18 protein-coding genes and 1 pseudogene are annotated in these 22,209 nt (G+C 35.0%); all 19 read left to right on the top strand.

The features are described 5' to 3' along the window. Nucleotides 1-97 precede the first annotated feature (97 nt). The 19 genes and pseudogenes from ileS to HMPREF1495_RS14080 all read left to right on the top strand — a co-directional run bounded on the left by ileS (nt 98) and on the right by HMPREF1495_RS14080 (nt 22,062). Nucleotides 98-3,211, top strand: a complete 3,114-nt coding sequence (ileS, locus tag HMPREF1495_RS07575) for an isoleucine--tRNA ligase (protein WP_034213416.1) — start codon at nt 98-100, stop codon at nt 3,209-3,211. 11 nt (nt 3,212-3,222) lie between these two features. Next, nucleotides 3,223-5,679 (top strand): glycogen/starch/alpha-glucan phosphorylase, encoded by a 2,457-nt coding sequence (locus tag HMPREF1495_RS07570; RefSeq protein ID WP_084544509.1) that lies wholly within the window; start codon nt 3,223-3,225, stop codon nt 5,677-5,679. Further along, the gene (locus tag HMPREF1495_RS07565; RefSeq protein WP_007591392.1) at nt 5,669-6,463 is read left to right on the top strand and encodes an HAD family hydrolase; all 795 of its coding nucleotides are present in this window, start codon (nt 5,669-5,671) and stop codon (nt 6,461-6,463) included. Before HMPREF1495_RS07570 ends, HMPREF1495_RS07565 begins: the two co-directional genes overlap by 11 nt. Before the next feature lie 14 nt (nt 6,464-6,477). Further along, a complete protein-coding gene (locus tag HMPREF1495_RS07560) occupies nt 6,478-8,256 on the top strand; it encodes an aminopeptidase P family protein (protein WP_034213411.1) in 1,779 nt (592 codons plus the stop codon). Continuing rightward, on the top strand, nt 8,226-9,404 hold the full coding sequence (rlmD, locus tag HMPREF1495_RS07555; RefSeq protein WP_034213409.1) for a 23S rRNA (uracil(1939)-C(5))-methyltransferase RlmD: 1,179 nt from the start codon (nt 8,226-8,228) through the stop codon (nt 9,402-9,404). Before HMPREF1495_RS07560 ends, rlmD begins: the two co-directional genes overlap by 31 nt. A gap of 112 nt (nt 9,405-9,516) precedes the next feature. Beyond that, entirely contained in the window at nt 9,517-9,960 is a 444-nt protein-coding gene (locus HMPREF1495_RS07550; RefSeq protein WP_007591398.1) for an SMI1/KNR4 family protein, read from the top strand. A 141-nt stretch (nt 9,961-10,101) separates the two neighbouring features. Next, nucleotides 10,102-10,638: pseudogene (locus tag HMPREF1495_RS07545) on the top strand (ATP-binding protein); the annotation flags it as partial. 264 nt (nt 10,639-10,902) lie between these two features. Further along, nucleotides 10,903-11,475 (top strand): TetR/AcrR family transcriptional regulator, encoded by a 573-nt coding sequence (locus HMPREF1495_RS07540; RefSeq protein ID WP_034213408.1) that lies wholly within the window; start codon nt 10,903-10,905, stop codon nt 11,473-11,475. 103 nt (nt 11,476-11,578) lie between these two features. Beyond that, nucleotides 11,579-13,414, top strand: coding sequence for an ABC transporter ATP-binding protein (locus tag HMPREF1495_RS07535; protein ID WP_034213406.1), 1,836 nt, complete (start codon nt 11,579-11,581; stop codon nt 13,412-13,414). Next, nucleotides 13,407-15,116, top strand: a complete 1,710-nt coding sequence (locus tag HMPREF1495_RS07530) for an ABC transporter ATP-binding protein (protein WP_034213403.1) — start codon at nt 13,407-13,409, stop codon at nt 15,114-15,116. Before HMPREF1495_RS07535 ends, HMPREF1495_RS07530 begins: the two co-directional genes overlap by 8 nt. Before the next feature lie 2 nt (nt 15,117-15,118). Then, complete coding sequence (locus HMPREF1495_RS07525) at nt 15,119-16,636, top strand: ABC transporter ATP-binding protein (RefSeq protein WP_034213400.1); 1,518 nt, start codon at nt 15,119-15,121, stop codon at nt 16,634-16,636. Continuing rightward, a complete protein-coding gene (locus HMPREF1495_RS07520) occupies nt 16,626-17,330 on the top strand; it encodes an energy-coupling factor transporter transmembrane component T (protein WP_034213397.1) in 705 nt (234 codons plus the stop codon). The genes HMPREF1495_RS07525 and HMPREF1495_RS07520 overlap by 11 nt, the downstream gene beginning before the upstream one ends. 10 nt (nt 17,331-17,340) lie before the next feature. Continuing rightward, the gene (locus HMPREF1495_RS07515; protein ID WP_034213395.1) at nt 17,341-17,925 is read left to right on the top strand and encodes an MptD family putative ECF transporter S component; all 585 of its coding nucleotides are present in this window, start codon (nt 17,341-17,343) and stop codon (nt 17,923-17,925) included. 126 nt (nt 17,926-18,051) lie between these two features. After that, entirely contained in the window at nt 18,052-19,035 is a 984-nt protein-coding gene (locus HMPREF1495_RS07510) for an ABC transporter ATP-binding protein (RefSeq protein ID WP_034213392.1), read from the top strand. After that, nucleotides 19,022-19,825, top strand: coding sequence for an ABC transporter permease (locus tag HMPREF1495_RS07505; protein ID WP_034213390.1), 804 nt, complete (start codon nt 19,022-19,024; stop codon nt 19,823-19,825). Before HMPREF1495_RS07510 ends, HMPREF1495_RS07505 begins: the two co-directional genes overlap by 14 nt. Before the next feature lies 1 nt (nt 19,826). Continuing rightward, on the top strand, nt 19,827-20,624 hold the full coding sequence (locus HMPREF1495_RS07500) for an ABC transporter permease (protein WP_034213388.1): 798 nt from the start codon (nt 19,827-19,829) through the stop codon (nt 20,622-20,624). 4 nt (nt 20,625-20,628) lie between these two features. Further along, nucleotides 20,629-20,760: a hypothetical protein gene (locus HMPREF1495_RS14195; RefSeq protein ID WP_256379712.1), complete on the top strand. Its 132-nt coding sequence runs from the start codon at nt 20,629-20,631 to the stop codon at nt 20,758-20,760. 130 nt (nt 20,761-20,890) lie between these two features. Next, a complete protein-coding gene (locus tag HMPREF1495_RS07490) occupies nt 20,891-21,328 on the top strand; it encodes a GNAT family N-acetyltransferase (RefSeq protein WP_242832873.1) in 438 nt (145 codons plus the stop codon). 503 nt (nt 21,329-21,831) lie between these two features. Further along, nucleotides 21,832-22,062: a hypothetical protein gene (locus HMPREF1495_RS14080; RefSeq protein WP_242832872.1), complete on the top strand. Its 231-nt coding sequence runs from the start codon at nt 21,832-21,834 to the stop codon at nt 22,060-22,062. Nucleotides 22,063-22,209 lie beyond the last annotated feature (147 nt).

Below are 22,209 nucleotides of genomic sequence, written 5' to 3'. Positions count from 1 at the left end.
CATATGATAGTATGTTGTAAAGGTGGTATATAAGTTTTGGCTTGTCCTGTTACAGGGCAGGCTTTTTTTATAATCATCTTACAAGGAAAGGATTTTTATGTATAAGAAAGTGCCTACAGACCTTAAATTTGTAGAGAGAGAAAGAGAAGTTGAAAAGTTTTGGCGTGAAAACCATATTTTTGAGAAGAGTATCGAAGACAGAAAAGATGCTCCTACATATATGTTCTATGACGGACCGCCGACAGCAAACGGAAAGCCGCATATCGGTCATGCCTTAACCAGAGTTATCAAGGATATGATTCCAAGATACAGAACTATGAAGGGCTATAAGGTTCCAAGAAAAGCCGGTTGGGATACCCATGGACTTCCTGTAGAGATAGAAGTTGAAAAAGAGCTTGGAATTAACGGAAAAGAGCAGATAGAGAACTACGGCGTTGCACCTTTTATCGAGAAGTGTAAAGAGTCGGTTTGGAAATATAAGGGCATGTGGGAGGAATTCTCAGATGTTATAGGTTTCTGGGCGGATATGAACGATCCGTATGTTACATATCATGACTCATATATAGAGTCCGAGTGGTGGGCGCTAAAGCAGATTTGGGATAAGGGACTTCTTTATAAGGGATTTAAAGTAGTGCCGTACTGTCCTAGATGTGGAACACCGCTTTCAAGTCATGAGGTAGCTCAGGGGTATAAGGATGTAAAAGAAAGATCCGCTATTGTAAGATTCAAGAAAAAGGATGAGGATGTTTACTTCCTGGCTTGGACTACAACACCTTGGACTTTACCAAGTAATGTGGCTCTTTGTGTAAATCCGGACGAAGATTATGTTAAGGTAAAGCAGGGAGATTATACTTATATTCTCGCAAGTGCATTGGTTGAAACTGTTTTAAAAGAGGACTATACTGTACTTGAGACTTATAAGGGTAAGGAGCTTGAAGGCATTGAGTATGAGCCGCTTTGGGGCGGACTTAATGTAAAGGGTAAAGCATGGTTTGTAGTATGTGACAGCTATGTAACTCTTACAGACGGTACAGGTATAGTACATATCGCACCTGCATTCGGTGAGGACGACTCAAGAATTGGTAGAAACTATGATCTTCCATTTGTTCAGCTTGTAGATGCTCAAGGTAATCTTACAAAGGAAACAAAGTGGGAAGGCGTTTTCGTAAAGGATGCCGACAAGCTTGTATTAAAAGATCTTGATGAGAACGGAAAGCTCTTTGATGCACCTGTATTTGAACACAGCTATCCACATTGCTGGAGATGTAATACACCGCTTATCTACTATGCAAGAGAATCTTGGTACATAAAGATGACAGCGGTAAAAGAAGATATAATAAGAAATAACAATACAATCAACTGGATTCCTGAAAGTATCGGAAAGGGAAGATTCGGTGACTGGCTTGAGAATATTCAAGACTGGGCGGTATCAAGAAACAGATATTGGGGAACACCTCTTAATGTATGGATTTGCGAGTGCGGACATATGCACAGTATCGGAAGTATTGAAGAGTTAAAGTCAATGTCAAAAAATTGTCCTGAGAATATAGAACTTCACAGACCTTATATTGACGCTGTGACAATCACCTGTCCTGAGTGCGGCAAGGAAATGAAAAGAACTCCTGAAGTGCTTGATGCATGGTTTGATTCAGGTTCTATGCCTTTTGCACAGCACCACTATCCTTTTGAAAATCATGAGAAGTTTGAGGCGCAGTTCCCTGCCGACTTTATTTCAGAGGCTGTAGACCAGACAAGAGGTTGGTTCTATTCACTTCTTGCCATATCTACACTTATATTTAATAAGGCTCCGTACAAGAATGTTATTGTAATGGGACATGTACAGGATGAAGACGGTCAAAAGATGAGTAAGTCAAAGGGAAATGCCGTAGATCCTATGGATGCACTTAACAAGTTCGGTGCAGATGCTATCAGATGGTATTTCTATGTGAATTCGGCACCATGGCTTCCAAACAGATTCCATGACAAGGCCGTTGAGGAAGGACAGAGAAAGTTCCTCGGTACACTTTGGAATACTTATGCATTTTATGTACTTTATGCGGATATCGACAGCTTTGACCCTACGAAGTACAGCTTGGAGTATGACAAGCTTAGTGTAATGGATAAGTGGCTTTTATCAAAGCTTAATACATTGGTAAAGACAGTTGATGACTATTTGAATAACTATAAGATAACAGAGACTGCAAGAGCACTACAGAGCTTCACAGATGATATGAGTAACTGGTATGTAAGAAGATGTAGAGAGAGATTCTGGGCAAAGGGAATGGAGCAGGATAAGGTAAATGCCTATATGACACTTTACACAGCCCTTATAACTCTTTCAAAGATAGCTGCACCTATGATACCTTTTATGACAGAAGAGATTTATCAAAATCTTGTAAGAAGCGTAGATAAGAATGCTCCGGAAAGTATACACTTAACAGACTTCCCTACTGTCAATGAAGATTTTATCGACAAGGACCTTGAGGTAAGCATGGACGAGGTACTTGATATAGTAGTACTTGGTAGAGCTGCAAGAAATTCGGCTAATATAAAGAACCGTCAGCCTATCGGAAATATGTATGTTAAGGCTGAGACTGTACTTGATCCATTCTATGTAGAGATTATAGAGGATGAGCTAAATGTCAAGGCTGTAGAGTTTAAGGATGATGTAGAAGAATTTGTAAGCTACTCATTTAAGCCACAGTTAAAGACAGTAGGTCCTAAGTACGGTAAGCTCTTAGGAAAGATAAAAGAGGCACTTGCTTCACTTGACGGACATGCGGCTATGAAGTCTTTGAATGAAACCGGAAGTGTAGACTTTGACTTTGACGGTGAAAAGGTAAGCCTTGGAAGAGAAGATTTGCTTATCGAAACTGCAAAGAATGATGACTTTGTAACAGAAGCCGACAATAAGACTACAGTTGTACTTGATATAAGACTTGATGAAGCACTTATTGAAGAAGGTTTTGTAAGAGAGCTTATTTCAAAAATTCAGACTATGAGAAAGGAAGCGGGATTTGAGGTAGTTGATCATATCGTGCTTTCACAGACAGGAAATGAGAGAATTGCTGAAATAATAAAGAAAAATGAAGCAGTAATCAAGAACGACACATTGGCAGATGAGATAGTATATAACAATGTAGAGGGATACACTAAGGATTGGAACTTGAACGGAGAAAATACATCCCTTGGAGTGAGTAAGAAAGGTTAGATATACTTACGATGATGAACGCTAAGGAATTAAAAAAAGCTATAGAGGATAATGTAAAGGTATTATACAGAAAAACTATAGATGAGGCGAGTAAAGAGCAGGTTTTCTATGCTCTTTCCTACGCCATAAAAGATACTGTCATAGATGAGTGGATAGCAACACATAAGGCTTATGACGCTCAGGATGCAAAAATTCTTTACTATTTGTCAATGGAGTTTTTGATAGGTAGGGCACTCGGTAATAATATAATAAATCTCGGAGCAAGAAAAGAAATTGCCCAAGTTTTAGATGAGCTTGGTTTTGATCTGACAGATATAGAAGACCAGGAGAGCGATCCGGCACTTGGAAACGGCGGTCTTGGAAGACTTGCCGCATGCTTCCTTGATTCGCTTGCAACTCTTAATTATCCTGCATACGGTTGCGGCATTAGATACCGCTACGGTATGTTTAAGCAAAAAATAGAAAACGGATATCAAAAGGAAGTTCCGGATAACTGGATCAAAAACGGATATCCTTTTGAAATAAAGAGGAGTGAATATTCTTATATAGTAAAATTCGGTGGAAATGTAAGAGTTGAAAATGTAGACGGTAAGGAAAAGTTTATACAGGAAAACTACGGTTCTGTAAGAGCTATTCCTTATGATATGCCTGTACTGGGATATGAGAACGGAATGGTAAACACACTTCGTATCTGGGATGCCGAGGCTATTACAAACTTCAGCCTTGAGCAGTTTGATAAGGGAGATTATCAAAAGGCGCTTGAGCAGGAGAATCTTGCAAAGACATTGGTAGAGGTACTTTATCCGAACGATAATCACTATGCAGGTAAGGAACTTAGATTAAAGCAGCAGTATTTCTTTATCTCAGCCAGCCTTCAAAGAGCGCTTGACAAGTTTAAAGAAAATCACAGCGATATACATGATTTGCCAAAGAAAGTGGTATTCCAGTTAAATGATACTCATCCTACAGTAGCAATACCTGAGCTTATGAGACTTCTTTTGGATGAGGAAGGTTTAAGCTGGGATGAGGCATGGAAGATTACTACAGAGTGTATGGCATATACAAACCATACAATAATGGCGGAGGCGCTTGAAAAGTGGCCTATAGACTTGTTTAAATCACTGCTTCCAAGAGTTTATCAAATAGTAGATGAGATAAACAGAAGATTTGTTGAGCAGATAAGAGCAAGATACCCACATAATTTTGCAGAAAAAGAAAAGAACATGGCAATACTTTACAACGGCCAGGTAAGAATGGCTTATATGGCTATTGTAGCAGGATTTTCCGTAAACGGTGTTGCAAGACTTCATACCGAGATTTTAAAAAATCAGGAGTTGAAAGATTTCTACGAGATGATGCCTGATAAGTTCAACAACAAGACAAACGGTATTACTCAAAGAAGATTCCTTGTTCATGCAAATCCTCTCTTAACAGATTGGATTACAAAGAAGCTTGGAACAGATAAGTTTATTACTGATTTACCGCTTTTGGCAGGCCTTAAGGATTATTTGGATGATGAAACAGCTCTGGCCGAGTTCATGGAGATAAAGTATCAAAATAAATTAAGACTTGTGAAGTATATCAAGGAACATAACAGGGTAGATATAAATCCGGATTCTATCTTTGATGTACAGGTAAAGAGATTGCATGAGTATAAGCGTCAGCTTTTAAATATTTTACATGTAATGTATCTTTATAATAAGCTTAAAAATGGTGATAACTTCGATATGTATCCGAGAACATTTATATTCGGTGCCAAGGCGGCTGCAGGATACAGACGAGCAAAGCAGACAATTAAGCTTATAAACTCCGTTGCTGATGTTATCAATAATGACAAGAGCATAAATGATAAGATAAAGGTTGTATTCATAGAAGATTACAAAGTATCAAATGCCGAAATAATCTTTGCCGCAGCTGATGTCAGTGAACAGATTTCTACTGCAAGTAAAGAGGCTTCAGGTACCGGAAATATGAAGTTTATGCTCAACGGTGCACCTACTATAGGAACTATGGACGGTGCAAATGTCGAGATAGTTGAAGAAGTTGGTCAGGAGAATGCATTTATCTTCGGACTTTCTTCGGATGAAGTTATTGCATATGAGAAGAATCATGAATATGATCCGATGGTTATTTTTAACAGTGACAGTGAGATCAGAACTGTACTTATGCAGCTTGTAAACGGATTCTATTCTCCAAACAATACTGAGGAGTTTAGAGAAATCTATGATTCACTCTTAAAGAATAGTGGTCATGACAGAGCCGATACATATTTCATATTGAAGGATTTCAGAAGTTATGCCAAGGCTCATGAAGAAGTTGATAAGGCTTACAGAGATAGGAAGAGATGGGCAAAGATGGCACTTACACAGACTGCAAATGTAGGTAAGTTCTCATCCGACAGAACCATTGAAGAATATGTAAGAGATATTTGGCATTTGAGTAAATTAAGGTTGGATAATGCAAAATAAAAAGATTTTCAGTTTTGATATTGATATGACATTGCTTAATCATGAAGATTATAAGATAACCCCTTCAGCTCTTTTGGCTATAGAAAAGCTAAGAGAGCAGGGGCATATCATAGTCCTTGCTACAGGTAGAAATCCTGAAAACAGCGACAGTAAGCAATTCGTTGATATAGTAAAGCCTGATGCTGTAATAGGTCTTAACGGTACATTGGTAAAGGTGGGAGAAGAAAAAATCTTTGAACATTTCTTTGATAAGGATGTTTTAAGAGGTCTGGCAAAGTATGTAGAGGGCAAGGAATGCTCTATTGGCCTTACCCTTGAAGATAAGGATTATTTTTTCAATCCGCATATAATTGATGCATATGATTTTAAAAGGTGGGGACAACATTTTAGAAAGTTTTATCCGGCTGAAGAATTATTTGACCTGCCCATAAGAACATTGACTTATATAGGACCGGTTGAAGGTGCAAAGGATATAGAAAAGAAATTTCCAACTTTGAAACTGCCGCTCTTTGCCGGAATGTTCGGAGCCGATGTTGTAGAAAAGGTTGCAAGCAAGGCGGAAGGACTAAAACGCCTATGTAATTACTTCGGTGTCGATTTAAAAGATACGGTTTCATTCGGAGATTCTATGAATGATAAGGAAATCTTGGAGGAATCGGGACTTGGTATAGCCATGGGCAATTCAATAGAGGAACTAAAACAATATGCGGACTATGTCACCGAAAATATAGCGGATGACGGAGTTTTTAATGCATTGGTAAAATTTGGCTTTATAAATGTTTAATATAAAGGAGCATTATGAAACAGACAATTGTTAATTTAAGAAAAGTAATGCAAAGAGAGGGGATAGACGCATGGATATCCCCTTCTTCTGATGCACATCAAAGTGAATATCCTACAGAATATGACAAATGCAGGAGATTTTTAAGCGGTTTTACAGGAAGTGCGGGTACACTCCTTGTAATGAAGGAAGAAGCATATCTTTGGACAGACGGAAGATACTTTTTACAGGCGGAAAGCGAGCTCAAAGACAGCGGAATAACTCTTATGAAAATGGGAGAGTTCGGAGTACCTAATCTTGATGAACTCTTGGAAGAAAAGATGAAAAAAGATGAAGTACTCGGATTTAACGGTTCACTTCTAAGCTTCTCGGAAGGAAAAGTAATTGCAGGCAAAGTTGTAAAAAAAGGTGTAAAGCTTGCAATCGGTAAAGAAATTACTGATGAGGTTTGGACTGACAGACCGGAGAGACCACATACAAAAGTGTTTATTTTAGAAGAGAAGTATGCAGGAAAGTCGGCGGCAAAAAAGATAAGTGAAGTAAGAGAAAGAATGAAGGGTAGAGATCTTTTGATAGTATCTTCATTATCCGATATCGCATGGCTAACTAATCTTAGAGCCTTTGATATAAAATGCAATCCGCTTTTCCTGTCTTATTTTATACTTGAGAGTGACAAGGCGACATTATTTATTCAGGATGAGGCGCTAAGTGATGAAGTAAGGGCATATTTGGATGAGAACGGAATAGATATAAAGTCATATGAGAGTTTTGATGAAACTGTGGCAGGTATTAAAAACAAACAGATAATGTTTGATGAGGCGGATGTCAGCTACAAGACATTTATTTCTATAAGTAAAAAAGAAAATGCAAACAAACTTTACAGTGTATTAAGCCCTGTAACCTATCTGAAGAATATAAAAAATGATGTTGAGGTTTCAAATATGAAAAAATCTCATATCAGAGACGGCGTATATATGGCTAAATATATGTATTGGATAAAGCAGCAGGTAAAAAACGGTGCCAAGCTTACAGAAAAGACAGCATCAGACTATCTTGATAATTTAAGAAGAGGGGATGATCTTTTCCTTGATTTAAGCTTCCCGACTATATCAGGTTATGCCGAAAACGGTGCAATAGTTCACTATGAGGCTGAATATGAGACTGCAAAAGAGCTGGAAGCTAGAGGATTATACCTGTTTGATTCAGGTGCTACATATAAGGACGGTACCACAGATGTAACAAGAACAATTTCTCTTGGAGAAAATACCTATGAAGAGAAGCTTCATTATACCTTGGTAACCATCGGTATGCTCAGACTTTTAAATACTACATTTAAGAGAGGAGCAATAGGTGTTTGCCTTGATATAAAGGCAAGAGAGGCACTTTGGGAGCATGGACTTGATTATAATCACGGTACCGGACATGGTGTTGGATTTGTAAATACGGTCCATGAAGCACCTACATCTATCAGAAACAAGATAAACAAAGATGTATTCAGAAATCTTGAGTTTGAGCCGGGAATGATAATGAGTGATGAGCCGGGAGTATATATAAGCGGTAAGCATGGTATCAGAATGGAAATTTTGATGAATGTTATTGAAAAGCAGGAAGGTTTCCTCGGATTTGAAAGCCTTACCATGGCGCCTATAGACAGTGAACCGCTATTGGTAGATGTAATGACAAAGAAAGATATAGAGATTTATAATAAATATCAAAAGCAGGTCTATGATTCCATATCCTATGGACTTAGTGAAGAAGAGAAAGCATGGCTGAAGGAATTAACAAAAGAAATATAAAAGCTTCAAAAGAGCTAAAATGTGCAGTCGCCAAAAAATGTGGCGGCTGCGATTATATAAACAGTTCATACAATAAGCATGTCAAGGAGAAACTTGACACAGCAAATTCATTGATAAAAAAATACGGCAAATTTGACGGGATTGTCTTCATGAGCAATCCCTATCATTATAGGAACAAAGTAAGTGCGGTTTTCGGCTTTGAAAACAAGAAAATCATTGCAGGAACTTATGAAAAGAACTCACATAAAGTGGTGGATACAAAAAACTGTCTGATTGAAGATGAGAAGGCGGGAAGTATCATACAGACCATCAAGAAAATGTGTGTTTCATTTAAAATAAAGGCATATGACGAGGACAGCGGATTCGGCTTCTTGCGCCATGTACTGATACGTGTAGGGAAGAAAAGCGGTCAGATCATGGTGGTTTTGGTGACCTCAAATGTAATATTCCCAAATAAGAATGCATTTATAAAGGTACTGAGAGGAGAACATCCCGAAATAACTACAATAGTTCAAAATATAAACAACAAAAACACCAGTATGGTGCTTGGTGACAGAGAAATAGTGATGTATGGCAAGGGCTATATCACAGATGAACTCTGTGGACTTACATTCAAAATCTCACCGAAGTCATTCTATCAGGTAAACAGAGATCAAACCGAAAAGCTTTACTCTCAGGCAATAGAGTATGCAGGTTTGCAAGGGGATGAATTGCTTTTGGATGCCTATTCGGGAATAGGTACTATCGGGCTGATTGCGTCAAAGTCCGTAAAGGAAGTAATATCTGTGGAGCTGAATAAGGATGCCCACAAAGATGCCATCACGAATGCCAAGATAAACAATATAAAGAATGTGAAATTTTATAATGCCGATGCAACCGCATTTATAAACGATTTGGCAGCAGCTAATGAAAAGATAGATGTGGTGATTCTAGATCCACCAAGAACAGGATCTACAGAGGAGTTCATAGCCGCAGTAGGTAGGCTGAAACCGAAGAAAGTGGTATATGTGTCCTGCAATCCCGAGACACTGGCAAGGGATTTGGAGGTTTTCAAGAAGCAAAGGTATAGATTTGAAAAGGGGATGGTGTTTGATTGCTTTTGTCATACGAAGCATGCGGAGACGGTGGCATTGTTGGAGAGGCAATGATATATTATTTTTATCTCCTAAAAAATACTACATTTTAAGGGATAAGCTAGTGATTAAGGGAATGTCAGTATCTAAATAAATAAAGCATCTATAATTTCATTAAGGAGATAAAATGTGTAATATTATTTTAGAAAAACACTTTGACAGGATTAAGGCGGCTTACGAAGCAAGCGTGTTCACAAAAGGTATCCTGCCGGAGTCTGAGGATAATATAAAAAAGTTTGAATTAAATTATGTTTCCATACCCTCAGAGTATCGTTGGCTACTTCTTAACCTGGGAGGTTGCTATTTGGCGGAACCGTGGATTTTTGACTTGAAGGAGCTTGAAGAAAACTATACATTCTTTGAAGAAGCATACGAGGAGTATATGAGTGAATGTGAACACGGGAAAGCATTTCCTATCGGAGGCTTAGGTGACGGAAGCATTGTATTTATAGACTTGGAAAGTGGTAAGATACGCGGATATAATAATGACTATACTGACCTTGAGGAAATTGCAGATAGCTTTTCCGAGCTTATTTTAGATTTTGTAGAACAGGTGAAAAGCTATTCTTGATATAAGAGCTACTATAATTGGTATATATTTAACCTAAATTATTCGTGGTAACACCATGATAGTGGATGAAAGCGTCCATTATTACTATGTTTTTGCTAAATATTATAATTCACTTATTAAGTGAATTATAAAGAGCGTCCATTTGTAGGAATATATATTTACAAGGATAGAATTTCTTTTGTAAACCATAACAGACCACTTCCTCCTGTAACTATCGAAGCTCTTAATAGGGATAGAAGTTTTGATAGACGGCAGTATCTTAATAAAGAACTTAAAGATATGTTCTTTTCATTAAATTTGATAGAGTCTTACGGATCAGGAATAAGGCGAGCAAAAGATGCACTATTAGAAAATGGTTCTCCTGAACTTAAGTTTTATCCGGACAATGAAGAAGATAACTATACTAACGCAGTTATGGGTACAAATTCAGAGTTTTTAAAGGTGTTTAATGGTAGTATTACCCAAGAAACTACCCAAGAAATAAAAATTGAGAAATCCGTATCGAATAGAATTATTGAATTGATGATGATGGAGCCAAATATTACAGCAAAACAAATTGCGGAACATTTAAATGTTTCTTTTGACGGAGTTCGTTATCACATAAAAAAATTAAGAGCAGACGGTAAGATTAAAAGAGAAGGCTCTACCAAATCAGGCAAATGGGTTGTAATGAAATAGAATAAACAAGGTTATAGAATCAAAAGGTGATTAGAGTAAAATCTAACCGCCTTTTTTGTTTGGAGAAAAGAAGAAGATAAAAATGCAAATAAATGATTTTCATAACATTATGTAGCTTGCAAAACGAGATAGTTTGCGTAGTGAAGCAGAATATCTAAAGCTCTTAAAGGTTGTCGATATGTTTTCTATAGGCATCTTGACAAATATTGAATTATAATTTATTATTAAATATAAATTCAGTATTAACATAGAAAGAGGTGTGCTATGGCACAAGTATTAAAAGAAGAAGTTAGAAATAGAATACTTGAAGCAGCAGAAAAAGTGTTTTATAAAAAGGACTATAGAGGTGCCAAATTAACAGAAATTGCAAAAGAAGCAGATATTCCTGTGGCACTCATTTATACCTATTTTAAAAATAAGGAAGTTTTGTTTGATGCAGTAGTAAGTTCAGTTTATATAAATTTCGAGTCAGCCTTTAATGAGGAAGAATCTTTGGAAAAAGGTTCTGCTTCTGAAAGGTTTGATGAAGCTGGAGAAAACTACATTCATGAACTTTTAAAAGAGCGTAAGAAGTTAATTATTTTGATGGATAAAAGCTCAGGAACGAAACATACAGAAGCAAAACAAAAACTCATATCACAAATGCAGGTTCATATTGAAGTAAGTTTAAAAAGACAATCAAAAGAGGAATATGATCCAATGCTTGCTCATATTTTAGCCAGTAACTTTACAGAGGGGCTTCTTGAAATAGCAAGGCACTATCAAAGTGAAAAGTGGGCAAAAGACATGTTAAAACTTATTGCAAGGTGTTATTACAAGGGAGTGGAATCCCTATAATCAGCACTAAAAAATAGACTTTGCGTAATCAGCAAAGTCTTACTTTAAACCTTAATACTGAATTAAAATTCGATATTATTCGATTTTGAAAGGAGTGTTGTTCATGCCGGAAAAAGAATTAAGAAAAAAAGTGATTGGAAAAAATGGTTTAGCGGGTTTACTTCTTGCTTTAAAAATAGTATGTGATTTGATACCACAAATCTTACTCGTATATTTGATTAGTTCTTTAATTACAAACAATATTAGCGAAGATAATTTGAAATATATTTTCTTAGGAATCTTTATATCATTTGCATTAAAAGGTGTGTTTTATTATTTTGCAACAAAGGTTGCCCATGAAAAAGCCTATGAAAAATTGACAGAACTTAGGTTAGATATTATCAGTCATTTAAAAAAACTAAGTTTAGGATTTTTCAAAGAACATAATACCGGGGAACTTACCAACATCGTTCAGCATGATGTAGAGCAAGTGGAAGTATACCTTGCCCATGGTCTTCCTGAAATAATGTCAGTTACACTTCTGCCTACTATCATTTTCATATCCATGATTTTTGTGGATTGGCGTCTTGCTCTTGGAATGATTGTCGGAGTTCCACTCATGTATTTGGTAAAAGTTCTTTCACAGAAAACAATGGATAAAAACTTTTCGATTTACTTTAATCATGAAAATAAGATGAGAGAAGAGTTGATGGAATATGTAAAAAACATTTCTGTGATTAAGGCTTTTGCTAAAGAAGAGGAGATTAGTGAAAGAACATTAAAAACGGCAAGAGAATATATTTACTGGGTTAAAAAGAGTATGGGAGCAATTACAATTCCAATGGGACTTATTGACATATTTATGGAAATTGGAGTGGTAATTGTCATGATTTTAGGAAGCATATTTCTTTACTATAGAAATATTACAACACCTAATTTTATTCTTGCAATAATTTTATCATCTGCTTTTACTGCATCTATAAGTAAGACAGCTACATTGCAACATTTTTCTATTGTGTTTAGGGAGGCATTAAAGGCGATTGGAAAAGTTTTAACAGTTCCACTTCCAAACAAAAAAACAGAACAAGGTTTAGAATTTGGAAACATAGAATTTAAAGATGTGAATTTTGCATACGGAAAAGATGGTTTTGAGCTTAAAGATATCAATTTGACTTTTAAGAAAAATAGCTTGAATGCCTTTGTAGGGGCAAGCGGTTGTGGGAAAAGTACCGTATCTAATTTGCTTATGGGATTTTGGGATGCAGACGAAGGACAAATACTGATAAATGGAAAAGATATAAAAGAATATAGTCAAGAAAATATTTCAATACTGATTGGCAGTGTCGGGCAAGATGTTATCCTTTTTGATTTAAGCATTTTTGAAAATATATCAATCGGAAAATTAAATGCAACAAAAGAAGAAGTCATAGAGGCGGCTAAAAAAGCAAGATGCCATGACTTTATTTCAGCATTGCCAAATGGATATGAAACACGAGTAGGTGAAATGGGAGTTAAGTTATCCGGTGGAGAAAAACAAAGAATATCCATAGCAAGAATGATACTTAAAAATGCACCTATTTTAATATTAGATGAAGCAATGGCAGCTGTTGATAGTGAAAATGAAAGACTAATCGGCGAAGCAATTGATGATTTAAGCAAGGATAAAACTATCATTACAATTGCTCATCACCTAAATACAATTAGAGATTCAGACCAAATTATAGTTATGGATAAGGGGGTTGTTCTTGATGCAGGAAGCCATGAAGAGCTGATGAAAAGATGTGATTTTTATAAGGATATGGTTGAAGCACAGAACAAGGTAGATAGATGGAATTTGAAAGATGAAAGTCTTTCACGAGCAAGTAGCAAAGCGGATTGCGAGTGTATCAAAGAAAGTCTTTCACGAGCAAGGAACGGAGCGGATTGCGAGTGTACGGAGGTGGTAACAGAAAATGTTTAGAGAAATGTTAAAACTACTTACAAAAACCGGCAAGAGAGATTTGATTATATCAAGTGTATTCTTTGCCCTTTATGGACTAAGCTCCATAGCTATGATTGTTATCGTATTTTCTATACTGTTCCAAATCTTTGATGGAGCGAGCTTAGCAAGCCTATATAAATATTTTATTGCGATTGGATTACTTGTAGTCTTCAAAGGTATTTGTAATATGGTTGCAGATATGAAAAAGCATAGTGCAGGTTTTGATATTGTTCAGCAAATCAGAGAACGCATGATTATCAAATTAAAGAAATTCAGTTTAGGTTTTTATACAAATGAAAGATTGGGAGAAATCAATACAATTTTACACAAAGATGTTGATAATATGTCCCTTGTTGTAGGACACATGTGGTCAAGAATGTTTGGCGATTTTTTGATAGGTGCAGTCGTATTTGTTGGTCTTGCAAGTATTGATTTTAAACTTGCCATTATGATGGCTGTATCTGTTCCGATTGCACTTATCTTTCTATATCTAACAATTAAGCAATCTGAAAGAATTGAAAATCAAAACAACTCAGCACTTCTTGATATGGTTAGCTTATTTGTTGAATATGTTAGAGGAATACCTGTACTAAAGAGTTTTTCAAACAATAAGAGCTTGGATAATGAGCTTATGAATAAGACAAAAAAGTTTGGAGAAACAAGTAAAGCAGCTTCAAGATTCAAGGCAAAACAATTATCTATATTTGGTTTTTTACTGGATATTGGATATTTAATTCTTTTAATTGCAGGAACAATATTTGTTGTAAAGGGAAATCTTGATGTACTTAATTTTATTATCTTTGCAGTAATTTCAAAAGAGTTTTATAAGCCCTTCGCTTCTATGGAACAACACTATATGTACTATATTTCAGCAGTAGATAGTTACGAGCGACTTTCAAGAATTTTATATGCAGATGTAATCTCGGATAAAGTGAATGGAATTGTTCCGAAAGATAATGATATAGCTTTTGAAAACATAGATTTTTCTTACGAAAAAGATGAATTTAAAATGGAAAAATTGAGCTTTTCTATTGCTGAAAAACGGGTGACAGCCTTAGTTGGTGAGTCAGGTAGTGGAAAGACTACTATAACCAACTTGCTTTTAAGATTTTACGATGTGCATAAAGGGAAAATTACACTTGGAGGAACTGATATAAGAGATATTCCTTATGATGAGCTTTTGGATCGTATCAGTATTGTCATGCAGAATGTTCAGTTGTTTGATAATACCATTGAAGAAAACATCAGGGTAGGTAAAAAAGGAGCAACGAAAGAAGAAATCATTGAAGCTGCAAAGAAAGCAAGGATACATGATTTCATTATGAGTTTACCAAAAGGTTATGAAACTGATATTGGAGAAAATGGTGGGCTTCTTTCAGGTGGGCAAAGACAAAGAATATCTATTGCAAGAGCTTTTCTAAAGGATGCACCTATTTTAATTCTTGATGAAATGACAAGTAATGTTGATCCTGTAAATGAATCTTTGATACAAGATGCCATTACAGAACTTGCAAAGAATAGAACTGTACTTGTAGTGGCTCATCATTTAAAAACCATTCAAAAAGCTGACCAAATTCTCGTATTTCAAAAAGGCAATTTACTTGAAAAAGGAAAGCATGGGGAACTTCTTGAGAAAAATGGTTACTACACAAAATTATGGAAAGCTCAGTACGGGGTATAACCATGATTTTGCTAAAAGATGTTTCTTATGAATGGGAAGATGGGCGAACTGCTTTAAAAAATATAAATCTTGAAATTAAAAAGGGTGAATTTGTTTTAATTTCAGGGAAAAGTGGAAGTGGTAAAAGCACTCTTGGAAGTATAATGAATGGTCTTATTCCGCATTATTATAAAGGTAAAATGCAAGGAAAAGCCTTTGTGTCAGGAAAAGATATAAGCAAATTATTACTTCATGAAATAGGATATATTGTAGGAACTGTATTTCAAGATCCAAGAAGTCAGTTTTTTACGACAACTACAGATGAAGAAATAGCTTTTGGTCTTCAAACTATCTGCAAATCAAGAGATGAAATCAAACAGAGAGTAGAAGAAGTATATGCAGAGCTGGATATCCCGGAACTGAAAGGAAAATCTGTTTTTGAATTATCAAGCGGACAGAAACAAAAGATAGCTATTGCAAGCATCTATGCGATGAATCCGAAAGTTTTAATTTTAGATGAACCTTCAGCAAATTTGGACATGAAAGCAACATTTGACTTGTTTTTAATTTTGGAGAAATTAAAGAAAAAAGGAACAACGGTTGTTCTAATTGAACATCGTTTGTACTATGTAAAGTCTTTATTTGACCGTTTCCTTTTGATGAAAGATGGAGAAATTGCACAGGATTTGAGTCGGGAAGAAGTTATCCATCTTGAAGGGAAGTTTTGGGATGAAAATGGACTAAGAACTCTTGAATTAGAAGAATACAGGATAAGTGAGAAGAAAGATTCATATCAATTAAATGATGAAAGTATTAGTGGAAAAGGCTTGAAATTTTGTTACCCAAGTACAACTAAGGTTAAAAATAAGCAAAAACAGTACATCTTAAATCATCTTGATTTCAATATGGAGTGCGGAAAAGCTATTGGTCTTATCGGCTTAAATGGTACCGGGAAAACTACCTTTGCAAGGGTGATTTCAGGACTAGAGAAGATAAAAGAGGGGAAAATATGGGCGGAAAAAGATAAAGAGTTGAATCGTAAAGATTTAATGGCTATGTCATATTTTGTCTTTCAAGATTCAGACTATCAGTTATTTTCGGAAAGTGTACTTGATGAAATGCTGCTTGGTATGGAGGGTAAGGATAAAAAAGAAAATACTCAAAAGGCAAAGTCTATTTTGAGTGTACTTGGCTTAGATAAATACATTGATAAGCATCCGTTTGCTTTATCAAGAGGAGAAAAACAAAGACTGACAATAGCTTGTGGAATGATGAAACAGGCAAAGATTTTCATCTATGATGAACCAACATCAGGTTGTGATAAAGACTCAATGCTTTCCGTCGCAAAACTGATTGAAGAACAGTTAAAAAAAGGGACAACAGTTTTGGTAATAAGTCATGATTTTGAGTTTTTAGCAAACACAGTGAGCAGGCTCTGGGTAATGGGAGATGGAAAAATAGAAAAGGTTCTGAATATGAGTGAAAGTAATAAATTTCTCATATTAGACAAAATGAGAGGAGGTAGAGAGATTGTCAGATAGAAAAACTATAGATCCGAGAATAAAACTTATTCTACTTCCAATTGCTTCCTTTACGAGCTTTTTTATAAGCGGTACAATTCTACTTTTCGGACTGATTGTCTTCGCCTTTTTTCTGTATGTATACAGTGGAATGTGGAAAAGAGCATTACGCTTTATCTTGTTTTTTGTGCTTTTATATTGCATAGAGTTAGGGCTTGGAAAGTTTTGCAAAGCAAGCATCGTATTTGCAATATATATGTTTATTTACTTTGCATCAAGAATGACCTTAATCGCTATGTTTGGTGGATATATAACAAAGACTACAAGTGTAAGTGAAATGCTTGAAGCATTAAATAGAATGAAAGTGCCAAGAAGCATTGGTATACCTTTTAGTGTTTTGCTTAGGTTTGTACCAAATATAAAAATAGAATTTAAGGCATTAAAAGAGAATATGAAGATTCGAGGAATCGTAACAAGCAGATTTTTCCCGTTGCTACATCCAATTAAATATATGGAATATACGCTTGTTCCGCTTTTAATGAGAATGATTAAGATTTCAGATGAACTGTCAGCTTCAGCACTCATTAGAGGACTTGATAGTGATGAAAACAGGGTTACATTAACAGAATTACGGTTTAGAACAACGGATTTATTGATTGGACTATTAGGAGCTTTGATGATTACTCTTGTGATAGTAATACAGAAAATTTATTAGGAGACCAACTATGAAAAACAAATTAAATGGTCGTGATTTTATTACAATCGGAATTTTTAATGCAATTGGAATTGTCATATACATGGCAGCCAGCTTTGCTATGGCAACAACAGTTATAGGAGGATTTATTGCTTCAGGAGTTAGCTTTATGATAGCTGCTACCGTTTATATTCTTATGGCTGTAAAAGTTAAAAAGAAGGGTGTATTTACAATATCAGGAACGCTTCTTGGTTTAATTGCATTGTCAGGAGGACATTTGCCTCATGTAGTCTTTGCTGTAATCGGTGGAATGATATGTGATTTGATTATAGGAAATTATGAGAGCAAGGGACGAATGATTATTGGATATGGGACATTTGCATTAGCAGATTTTTTAGGAACAGTAATTCCTGTAATTTTATTCGGAACAGCTTCTTTTGTGGAAAGAGCATCAAAATGGAAAATGAGCGAAGCGGGGATAAATGAAGCATTATCTTATTTCAAAGTTTCGTGGGCAGTAGGATTTGGCTTGATAACTTTTGTTCTTGCTTGCATAGGAGCATTTGTTGCAATAAAGATACTTAAAAAACATTTTGAAAAAGCAGGAGTGATTTAATCATTCTTTATTTGTGAGGGAAAAATGGATTAAATAATGGAGGTAACAACATGCCGCGAGGTAGCCTTGGCATATTGCGACATGGTTTGATATAATTATAAAAATGCACAAAAGGAGTTAAACGATATGGTCGCTATTTCAGTAAACCAGGTAACTAAGACCTTTAAACGTTATGAAAAACAGGAACGAATTCTTGATAATTTTTTTCATAGAAAGTATTTGGAGAAAGTGGCAGTTGATAATGTCTCATTTCAAATCAATAAAGGAGAGTGTGTTGCTGTAATTGGGCAGAATGGCGCAGGAAAAACTACAATGATGAAGTTGATGTCCGGCTTGCTGTTACCAACAACAGGAAAAATTGAAGTTTTAAATTATAATCCCTTCAAAAAGGAAAAAGCTTATAAGAAATCTATTACACTATTGTTAGGACAAAAACAACAACTTTGGTGGGATGTTTCAGCGAAGGATAATTATTTACTACTAAAAGATATATACGAGTTAAGAGATAAAGAATATGAAAAGAACCTAAGTGAGCTGGTTGAGATGATTGGTGCTGAAGATATTCTTCAAAGCCCGGTAAGAACATTATCACTCGGAGAAAGAATGAAATGTGAATTAATTGGTTCATTGTTATATAAACCGGAAATTCTATTTCTTGATGAACCAACTATAGGGATGGATTTAATAGCACAAAAAGAAGTCAGGGAGTTTATTAAAAACTATAGTATCAATAATAAAGCAACAGTGATTTTGACAAGTCACAATATGGGTGATATAGAAGCTGTTTGTGAAAGAGCTATATTTATGGATAAAGGGAAAATATATTACGACGGAAAATTTTCTGAATTCGTAAAAGAGCATGGGAAGGATGTACTGGTATCTATTGAGAAAAGAAGCGAGAATGAAAATATTTTATGGAGTGAATATGGTGAAGTGCTTGAAAATAGCGAGGGATTGGTAAAACTAAGGGTTGCAAAAGATGATATTACGGTATTAAGACACAAGTTGGCAGACAATGAATATATAAACAATATCATGATATCTGAAGTAGGTGCAGAAGATATAGTTAGAGACTTCTATAAGATGGAGAAGAGACATGAAAACACTTAAAAAGTATCTATCTGTATATCGACTGATGTGGAAGCAGGTAACGTATTATCGTTTCGAATTTCTTGCAGAGTTAGTATGCACATTCATACCGGTAATTGCTTTATACTATCTATGGAGGGACATATATACAGCTGAAAATAGCATAAAGGTAATGAAGTTTGGAGAGATGTTCCTTTATATAGTTTTGGCTAGATTTATATCAATGATTATTACACCTAATTTTATATTTGAAATTATGGGTGATATACAGAGTGGCGAAATACAACATTTTATTTGTAAACCAATCAATTATATTAGATATTCGTTTGTAAAATATATAGCTGAAAAAAGTAAAAGTATGTTGTTTTGCTCAATCATTTATATTGTGATTTTTGCTTTCTTGTTTAAAGGTAAAATGTTTTATGGATCCGGAGTGGATATAGTTTTATTTTTTGTTGAAATAATGGTGGCAATGGTATTTTATTTCCAAATAGCAATGGTGATTGGATTCTTGAGCTTTTGGATATATGAAATTTCAAGTTGGTATTATACATTAACTTTTGCGATTGAATTTTTGGCGGGTGGTTTATTTCCACTCACACTATTACCGGAATCATTTTCTAATATATGTAGATACATGCCATTTCAATATATGATTTATTTTCCGGCACGAACATTATTGATGGGAACGGATAGGACAGAGGTGATTAGATACTTCTATGTTATTGTACCATGGATAGTAGGTTTAGGAATACTTCTTGAAGTGTTATGGGAAAATGGGTTTAAGCATTACGAGCTTATTGGAGGATAAAATGCGAGAACTAAGATTCCATATAAATGTATTTAGAGGATTCATCGTGAACACATTTGCAAGAGAGTCAGATTATAGGGGGAATTTAATAGCTGAAATAATAGACAGTTTGTTAAATATCTTTGTAAATATATATTTTTTCAAGATTATTTTTCTAAATACAAATGCTATAGCTGGTTGGAATAGTGAAGAAATGCTGGTGTTAGTCGCAGTAACACAGATTATAACATCGATTATTTATATGTTATTTATGAATAATTTACCAAGAATCCAAAGGTATGTCTTGCGTGGAGACTTCGATTATATATTGCTGAAACCTTGTAGTTCACAGTTTTATATATCGCTTAGATACTTCTATTTTGGAGCAGTACCAAGTGTGATATTTTCATTTGCACTTTTGCTATATGCACTGTTTCATGTGGGAGCAAAAATAACGGTAGCAAAGGTGATTATATTTTTTATTGATATAGTAGCAGCTATTGTTATCTGCTATTCAATATGGTTCTTGATAATGATATTATCAATTATTTTTATAAAAATTGGAGTGATGCATGAACTGTTTTTAAGTGCGTTGAAATTTCTGGAGTATCCTCAAAATATTTATAAGGGAATGATAAGAATTTTAATGATCTATATTATACCGCTTGCAACAGTTTCAAATGTTCCGGCTGAAAAATTATTAGGAAAAGTAGGAATGATTGATACGATAGATATTGTTTTATTATCGATAGTATTTTTTATGTTGACAAGAATATGCTATAGATTGGCCTTGAAAAGATATAGCAGTGCAAGTTCTTAATAATTTGGTAGTAATTTATAGTAATATAAATTTCTATAGAAAAAAGGATATGGCGGCATTGAAGAAACTTACCGATGAGGGTGTTATAATCCGGGAAGAGGAAGGATTGTGCATTTACTTATGGAAGGTGGAATAAAAATGATAATACCGCACAAGCCAAACAGTAGGAACCAAAAATATAAAAAAGTGGATAGTGAAGGAAAGGGACACGTAATCTTACTAACGAAAGACGAAGGGAAAGCCTCATCACGCTTTATACACCGTCTTTGGAAGATCTTTGGTTTCGACAAAAGATGATGGCAGATATGGAAACCATGTCGTATAACCTGGCATGGGGAGGTACAATTTCTTTTCCGAAAGAGGAATGGCTTGGATGGTATGATTTTTGGATTGTAAATCATGAGGGCAAACGTTATTACAGATATTTAAAGGATAACACCGGTCATTTTATTGGAGAGATTGCCTATCATTACGATAGTGATCGAAAGCTTTATCTCGCAGATATCATAGTCTATGCTCCATATAGAAAAAAATGCTATGGCGGTATTGGATTGGATTTGCTGTGCAATGCCGCTAAACAGAATGGTGTAAAACTGCTCTATGACGATATTGCCATAGATAATCCGGCAATCACAATGTTTCTAAAGAATATATTCATGGAAGAATACAGAACACACGAAATTATCATGCTAAAAAAACTGTGAAAATAGATCGCTCGCTTTTCTTGGAATTTTTTCCCTATGGAATTACGATGCTTGGTGCAAGTATTATAGCATTTCTTCATGTGGTCAACAAAGGGATAAAATCAATATAAAAAATTTCATCAATGGTGGCAAAAGACGATGGGAACAACTGTCGTCTTTTTTCTTTGCAAATTTTATTTATTGACTTTTATTCTTATAAATATCATAATTTAAGAATGAAAAGGCGGTGATAAAAATGAATAAAAGGGAACTCCTGCTAAAAAAATAAAAGAAAATAAAAGAAAATAATGGGATTATAAATACCAAAGAAGCCTTAAATTTTGGTATTCATAAGGATATACTAAAAGAAGAACTTGAAAAAAAGCCAATGGACTTTATGCACTTCTGGGTGAGAGTATCTATGAGTATCTTTATTTCTCATACAGAATACCCAAAGGTATTTTTCTCACAAAACAGCAGCGTATTTACAAGGATTATCAATAAGGATGTCTTTTGTTTATGTGATGACTGTAAAGGTAGGAGATAATGTCGGCAGAGTTAAGTCGGTAAGAGATAGTATTATTTTTAAGTATGTAAAAAAAGATTATTATGATATTGGGAAAATAACTATAAATGGTCCTTTTGGCAAAGAAATATCAGTGTATGACAAAGAAAGAACCATACTTGATATTATCAAAGATAAGGATAGAATAGATACACAAGTATTTAGTGAAGTAATAAAATCTTACTTTTAGGTAATTGCGAAACTCGCTGAGCTCGTTCGCAATTATTATTGTATACAAGTATAAATTTGTGCAAAGCACAAATTTCAAGCTGAAAAGTTGATAACTGCAAGATTTAGGCGCACTTTAATAAGCATAGTGCTTATATAAAGTTGATAT

Origin of the sequence: Lachnoanaerobaculum sp. MSX33 (genome assembly GCF_000512995.1) — a bacterium.
In the GTDB taxonomy this organism is placed as follows: Bacteria; Bacillota; Clostridia; order Lachnospirales; family Lachnospiraceae; genus Lachnoanaerobaculum.
This window is presented reverse-complemented; position numbering and strand designations above follow the sequence as displayed.